Below are 6,364 nucleotides of genomic sequence, written 5' to 3' on the forward strand. Positions count from 1 at the left end.
CTGGAGAACGGCGGCAACGACCCGCTGCTGGTCGACGAGGACGTCGACCCGGTGTGGGCGGCCGGGCAGGCGGCGCTGGGTGCGTTCACCAACGCGGGCCAGCTGTGCACGTCCGTGGAGCGGATCTTCGTGCACCGGGCCGTGGCCGAGGAGTTCCTGGCGGCGCTGTGCGAGGAGGCACGCCGCTGGAACGCCGACCCGCAGCCGCTGGTGGACCTGCGGATGCGCGAGCACGTGCACGCGCACGTGGCCGAGGCGGTCGCGGACGGCGCGCGGGCGCTGGTCGGCGGCGAGGTGCCGGACCGCGACGGCGCGTACTACCCGGCGACCGTGCTCGACCACTGCACGCCGGACATGCGGGTGATGCGGGAGGAGACGTTCGGGCCGGTCGCGCCCGTGCGCGTGGTGGCGTCGTTCGAGGACGGCCTGGCCGAGGCGTGCGTGGACGAGCACGGCCTGGCCGCGACCGTGCTCACCGGGTCGATGGCCCACGCGCAGCAGGCGTGGCGGTCCCTGCCGGTCGGCACCGTGAAGGTCAACGCGGTGTTCGGCGGTGCGCCGGGCGGTGCCGCCCAGCCTCGCCGGATGTCAGGCACCGGGTTCGGCTACGGGCCGGAGCTGCTGGACGAGATGACGACCGTGAAGGTCGTGCACCTCGGTCAGATCCAGCCCTCGTCCCAGGCCAACCGGGCGGCCTCGTAGCGGGTGGTCACGCCGAGCTTGGTCATCGCGGACGACAGGTAGTTGCGCACCGTGCCCGCGGCCAGGTGCGCCTCGCCCGCGATGGCCGCGACCGTGCCGCCGCGCAGCGCGTACCGCAGCACGTCCAGCTCCCGCGCGGTCAGCGGGCACGCGCCCTCGGTGAGCGCGGCGGCGGCGATCTCGGAGTCCACGTACCGCTTGCCCGCGTGCACGTCCCGCAGGATCGAGGCGAGCTGCGCGGCCGGCGTCGTCTTGGGCACGAAGCCGCGCACGCCCGCGCTCAACGCCCGCCGCAGCACACCGGGCCGCGCGTGCCGGGTCACGATGACCACCGCGACGCCGTCCAGGTCGCGCACCGCCTCGGCCGCGAGGACACCGTCGAGGCGGGGCATCTCCAGGTCGAACACGGCGATGTCCGGCCGGTGGGCCCGCACCGCCGCGACCGCCGCGTCACCGTCGCTGGCCTGGGCGACGACCCGGACGTCGTCCTCCAGCTCCAGCAGCGCCGCCAGCGCGCCGCGGATCAGGTCCTCGTCGTCGGCCAGCACGACCCGGATCACCGACCCACCCCCGCCCGGCCGACCAGCTCGAACCCCTCCGGTTCGGCCGGGCCGACCTCGACCCGTCCGCCGACCGTGGCGAACCGCTCGCGCAGCCCCGCCAACCCCGCGCCGGACCCGCCCGACCCGTCGTCGTCGATCCGCACGCCGTCGTTGCGCAGCCGCACGCACACCTGGCCGTCGACCACGTCGATCGACACGTCGCAGCGCCGCGCCCGGCTGTGCCGCAGCACGTTCGTCGTCCCCTCCCGCACCAGCGCGCCGAACAGCGGCTGCAACGGCGGCGGCACGCCCGCCGCGTCACCCCGGACCGTCGTCTCGATGCCCGCCGCCCGCAGCACGCCCACCGCGTTGGTGATCTCCGTGCCCAGGCTGGCCCGCCGGTAGCCCTGCACCACCTCGCGCGTCTCCCGCAGCGCGGTCCGCGCCAGCTCCGCCACCTCGCCCGCGTGCTGCCGGGCCTGCTCGTCGTCCCGCCCGATCAGCCGCTGCGCCAGCTCGCCCTTCAAGGCGATCGCCTGGAGGTGGTGGCCCTGGATGTCGTGCAGGTCGGCGGCGAACCTCAGCCGCTCCTCGGCCACGGCCAGCGCCTCGGCGGTCCGGCGACCCGCGTCCTGCTGCACCACCAGCTGCCAGATCCACAGCTGGGCCAGGTCGGCGAGCACCAAGCCGGCGATCATCACCGCGGCCATGGTCATCGACGGCCAGGCCTCGTCCCCGCCGACCACGCCACCGGTCGCGATGACGAGCACCGACATCGCCGCCACGGCGGGCCACCGGCGACGGGCCGGCAGGATCGCGCCGACGTGCGCGATCACCAGAGCGGGCAACAGCGCCCAGACCGGGAGGAACCCGTCGGTCCGGCTCATCACCGCCCACGCCGCCAGCGCCACCGCGAACGTCGCCGCGTGCTCCCACGGCCGGTTCTCGCCGCGGCCCAGCCCGCCCATCGCCTGGTGGAGGTAGCGGATGTGCTGGACGACGACCACAGCCACGGCGACAGCCACCAGCACCGACTTGGCCGGGCCGTAACCACCCCCGACCAGGTCGCCCGTGGCGCCTGCGGCGACCAGGAGGCCGCCCGCCACCACCGACCACCACGTGTAGCGGCGCAGCCTGTTCAGGGGAGTCACACCGGCGAATGTACGAGCCGGGCGCACCGCTGTCTGCTGACATCTGTCACACGGACCGGTGCGCGGTGGCACTGGGGGCCGACCCCGGCCGCGACCAGCATGGTCGCCATGGGAGAAACGGTGATCGACGTGGCGGACCTGAGGTGCCGCTACGGCGGCTTCGAAGCCGTGCGCGGGGTGGACTTCGAGGTCCGGCGGGGGGAGCTGTTCGCGCTGCTCGGCACGAACGGCGCGGGCAAGACCACGACCATGGAGGCCGTGGAGGGGCTGCGCGCGCCGTTCGGCGGCACGGTCCGGGTGTTCGGGCTCGACCCGTTCCGGGAACGCGCGGCGCTCCGCTCGCGCACCGGGATCATGCTGCAGGACAGCGGCTTCCCGGCCGACCTGACGGCCCGGGAGATGGTCGCGCTGTGGGGCGCCACGAGCGGTCGGCGGTCCACCGAGGACGTGCTGGAGCGGCTGGACCTGGCGCACCGGCGGGACGTGCGGATCAAGCAGCTGTCCGGCGGTGAGCGGCGCAGGCTGGACCTCGCGCTGGCCGTGCTGGGCCGGCCCGAGCTGCTGTTCCTGGACGAGCCGACGACCGGGCTGGACCCGGAGTCGCGGCAGCGCACGTGGGACGTGGTGCGCGGGCTGCTGGCCGAGGGCACGACCGTCGTGCTGACCACGCACTACCTGGAGGAGGCCGAGTCGCTCGCGCACCGGCTGGCGATCCTGCACGAGGGGCTGGTGGCGGTGTCCGGCGCGTTGGTCGACGTCCTCGCCGCCCAGCCCGCGCGCATCTCGTTCGACCTGCCCGACCGGCTCGACGTCGACGCGCTGCCGATGCTGTCCGGCGACGTGGTGCACCGGCCGTCCGGCCGGGTCGAGGTGCGGACCGGCGAGCTCCAGGACGACCTCGCGCTGCTGCTGGCGTGGGCGCGGCGTGACGGCCTGCGGTTGGGCCGCATCCGCGCGCACCACGCGTCGCTCGAAGACGTGTTCCACAACGCCCGGACGGGCGGGGAGGTGGTGGCGGCGTGATCACCGCACTGGCCGTGGCCGAGCTGAAGCTCCTGCTGCGCAACCGGACGGCCGCCGTGCTGGCCGTGCTGATGCCGCTGGCGGCGGGGCTGTACTTCCCGCTGTCCACGGACGGCGAGCACGGCGGTTGGGCCGCGGTCGTCACGCTCCAGCTGCTGTTCTCGTTCGGCTTCACCGTCTACGTGACGGTGACGACCGCGTTGACCGCGCGTCGGCAGGACCTCTACCTCAAGCGGTTGCGGACGGGTGCGGCGTCGGACGTGGTCGTGCTGACCGGGATCCTGCTGCCGGTGGTGCTGCTGGGCCTGGCGCAGGCGTTCCTGCTGCTGGGCGTCAGCCTGGCGGCGGGTGCGCCGCTGCCCGCCCGGCCGGAGCTGCTCGCGGTGGCGGTGGTGGGCGGTGTGGTGCTCGCCTGCGCGGCGGGCGTGGGCACCAGCGGCGTCACCGGCACCGCGGAGTTGGCCCAGATCACCACCGCGCCGTTCTTCTTCGCGCTGATCGTCGGCGGTCTGCTCGGGGCGAACGGCGCGGTGGACCTCCCGGTGTTCCTGGTTCCGGGCACCGGCCTGGGCGCGCTGGTCGGCGCCGCGTGGGGCGGCCCGACCGAGCAGGTCGGGCCGGCCGCCCTGTCCGTGCTGGTGTGGGCCGCCGCAGGCGTGGGCGCGGCGGTGCGCTTCTTCCGCTGGGACCCGCGCGGCTAGCTCGGCCGGCGGGGGAGAGGTCCGGCCGCACGGACGAGGGGGACGATCCGGGTCGGCTCCTCAGTGCCGCGTCGCGGTCGGGCGGCCCAGGGCGACCAGGTGGAAGCCAGCCTCGGCCACCTTGTCGCCGGGCAGCAGGTTGCGGGTGTCGACGATGACCGGCCGGTGCATCGCCGCCGCCAGGTTCGGCCAGTCCAGCTCGGCGAACTCCGGCCACTCGGTCAGCACCACCAGCCCGTCGGCGTCCGCGGCCACCGCCTCGGCCGAGCCGAGCACCCGCACCGGACCGCAGTCGGCCGTCACGCACGGGTCGTAGCCGGTCAACCGCGCGCCCTCCTCCGCCAGCAGGGACGCCACCGCGAGGGCGGGGGAGTCGCGCAGGTCGTCGGTGCCCGCCTTGAACGTCAACCCGAGCAGTCCCAGCCGCACGCCGTCCAGCGAACCGCCCACCGCGTCACGCACGATCCCGACCACGCGCTGCGCCTGGTGGCCGTTGGTGCCGATGGTCGCGCGCAGCAGCGGGAAGTCGACCCGCGCGTCCTCCGCCGTGGACAGCAGGGCCCTGGTGTCCTTGGGGAAGCACGAGCCACCCCAACCCGGACCCGGTTCGAGGAACGACGCCCCGATCCGGTCGTCCAGCCGCATCCCCTCGGTCACGTCACCGATGTCCGCGCCGACCTGCTCGCACAGCTCGGCCAGGCTGTTGACGTAGGACAGCTTCATCGCCAGGAAGCAGTTGCTCGCGTACTTCACCAGCTCCGCGCTCGCGCTGCCGGTGACGAGCGCGGGAGCGCCGGTCCCCGCGTACAGCGCCACCACCCGGCGCGCGGCGTCCTCGGCCTCCGACCCGACCACGACCCGCTGGGGCCGCAGGAAGTCGTCCACCGCGTGACCCTCGCGCAGGAACTCCGGGTTGGACACGACCTGCACGTCCGCCCGGCCCACCAGCTCCGACACCCGCTCCGTCGTGCCGGCGGGCACCGTCGACTTGATCACCAGGACGCTGCCGGCCGCGACCGCGTCCCGCGCCTCTTCCAGCACCGCGTGCACCGCGGTGAGGTCGGCGGCGCCGTCCTGACCGGTCGGCGTGGGCACGCACAGGAACACGAAGTCCACATCGGACAACGCCTTTTCGTTGCCCACCACGAACCGCAACCGCCCGGCACCCAGGCCCTCCGCGACCAGCTCGGCCAACCCCGGCTCGTGCGCGCCCACTTCCGCGCGGCTCAGCGCCGAGACCTTCCCCTCGTCCACGTCCGCGCACACGACCGTGTGCCCGAGCCGGGCGAAGCAGGCCGCGGTGGTCAACCCGACATAGCCCGCGCCGATGACGCCGATCCTGGCCACGTTCCACCTCCCAGTAGCGATCGCGCGGCGTCCAGCACCTCGTCCGCGGTGATGTCGAGCAGGCCCGGGTCGGGCCGGTCGGCGAACGTGTCACCGGTCGTGCCGTGCCACAGCACCCGGTGCGGCCCCGACCGCGGTCCCCACTCGGCGGGGGACACCGGCCCGAACAGCACCACGGACGGCGTGCGGTAGGCGGTGGCGACGTGCGCCACGCCCGTGTCACCGCAGACGACGAGCCGGGCACCGGCCACCAGGTCCAACAAGCCGGCCAGATCACCCGTCCGCGTGCGCCCCTGGGCCACCTCGCGCACCAGGGGGGCCTCGGCGGGACTCCCGGTCACCACCACGTCCGGTCCCAGCGCGCGCGCCACCTCCGCGAACCGCTCCGCGGGCCACCGACGCGCGCCGTGGCTCGCCCCGGGGTGCACGACGATCGCGTCGTTGCGCGGCGACGGCGGCAGGTGCAGGTCGCCCGGGTCGCAGGCGATGCCGAACTGAGCCAGCAACCGGCACCACCGCAGCACCTCGTGCTGGTGCGCGGGCCACGGCACGTGCACGCCGTGCGTGATCAGCCGGGCGGGGTGGGTGGCGCGGAGCAGCTCGGTGCTCTGCGGACCGCGCCCGTGCAGGTTGACGGCGAGGTCAGGCGAGTCGTAGTCGAGGGGCACGAGGCCCTCGGTGGGCAGCAGCCGGTCGACCGCGTCGACCCGGGCCACCACGTCGGCCAGCCAGGCGGGCGCGGCCAGGGTGATCTCGGCCTCCGGGTACGCGCGGCGCAACCCGCGCAGGGCGGGCACGGCCGTCAGCAAGTCCCCGAGGCCCAGGGCACGCAGCACCAGGATCCTCACCGCCGCACCGCCCCACCGCTCTCGTCCCGCCCGGCACCGCCGGTCCCGCC

General features: G+C 74.9%; 7 protein-coding genes. 3 read left to right on the top strand and 4 right to left on the bottom strand.

Annotated elements, in window-relative coordinates; genetic code table 11:
- Positions 1-702, top strand: a 702-nt coding sequence (locus AB0G02_RS25600) for an aldehyde dehydrogenase family protein (protein ID WP_360798185.1), incomplete at its 5' end; no start/stop codon positions are given.
- Here the strand turns inward: AB0G02_RS25600 and AB0G02_RS25605 are convergent.
- Complete coding sequence (locus AB0G02_RS25605; RefSeq protein ID WP_360798187.1) at positions 660-1,262, bottom strand: response regulator transcription factor; 603 nt, start codon at positions 1,260-1,262, stop codon at positions 660-662. The genes AB0G02_RS25600 and AB0G02_RS25605 overlap by 43 nt on opposite strands.
- Positions 1,259-2,395 carry a histidine kinase gene (locus AB0G02_RS25610; protein ID WP_360798189.1) on the bottom strand — a complete coding sequence of 379 codons (1,137 nt, stop codon included), beginning with the start codon at positions 2,393-2,395 and terminating at the stop codon, positions 1,259-1,261. Before AB0G02_RS25610 ends, AB0G02_RS25605 begins: the two co-directional genes overlap by 4 nt.
- Positions 2,396-2,503: 108 nt before the next feature.
- Between AB0G02_RS25610 and AB0G02_RS25615 the strand changes: the two genes are divergently transcribed.
- Entirely contained in the window at positions 2,504-3,418 is a 915-nt protein-coding gene (locus tag AB0G02_RS25615; protein WP_360798191.1) for an ABC transporter ATP-binding protein, read from the top strand.
- Positions 3,415-4,119 (top strand): ABC transporter permease, encoded by a 705-nt coding sequence (locus AB0G02_RS25620; protein ID WP_360798193.1) that lies wholly within the window; start codon positions 3,415-3,417, stop codon positions 4,117-4,119. Before AB0G02_RS25615 ends, AB0G02_RS25620 begins: the two co-directional genes overlap by 4 nt.
- Positions 4,120-4,179: 60 nt before the next feature.
- Here the strand turns inward: AB0G02_RS25620 and AB0G02_RS25625 are convergent, their stop codons facing one another.
- A complete protein-coding gene (locus AB0G02_RS25625; RefSeq protein ID WP_360798195.1) occupies positions 4,180-5,466 on the bottom strand; it encodes a UDP-glucose/GDP-mannose dehydrogenase family protein in 1,287 nt (428 codons plus the stop codon).
- Entirely contained in the window at positions 5,424-6,314 is an 891-nt protein-coding gene (locus AB0G02_RS25630) for a glycosyltransferase family 9 protein (RefSeq protein ID WP_360798197.1), read from the bottom strand. Before AB0G02_RS25630 ends, AB0G02_RS25625 begins: the two co-directional genes overlap by 43 nt.
- Positions 6,315-6,364 lie beyond the last annotated feature (50 nt).

The sequence above is a fragment of the Actinosynnema sp. NPDC023658 genome, assembly GCF_040639995.1.
GTDB lineage: Bacteria > Actinomycetota > Actinomycetes > Mycobacteriales > Pseudonocardiaceae > Actinosynnema.

Coding starts and splice junctions, on each gene's coding strand:
- AB0G02_RS25615 (WP_360798191.1), top strand. CDS start 2,504: ATGGGAGAAACGGTGATCGACGTGGCGGACCTGAGGTGCCGCTACGGC.